Here is a 206-nt window from a genome sequence, read left to right as displayed (position 1 = left end):
GCCGATGGCTCTGTGATCACCATTGCTGGTGTCGGCAGCTTTAGCCTCGACAGCAACGGCAGCTACACCTTTACCCCTGTCGCCAACTACAATGGCGATGTACCGGCTATCCACTATGTCACCACTGACGGTGATACCACCGACAGCTCGACCTTGACCATCAACATCAATGCGCAGAACGACAGCTACACCGATGCCGATGAGAC

Annotated in this window: 1 protein-coding gene; it reads left to right on the top strand. The window is 55.3% G+C overall.

Annotation, left to right across the window (positions count from 1 at the left end):
* Positions 1–206, top strand: a 206-nt coding sequence (locus Q1A86_RS21190; RefSeq protein WP_299811439.1) for a cadherin-like domain-containing protein, incomplete at both ends; no start/stop codon positions are given.

This window comes from uncultured Shewanella sp. (assembly GCF_947497935.1).
Taxonomy (GTDB): Bacteria; Pseudomonadota; Gammaproteobacteria; order Enterobacterales; family Shewanellaceae; genus Shewanella.
Note: the sequence above shows the minus strand (reverse complement) of the source record. Positions and strands in the feature narration are given on the sequence as shown.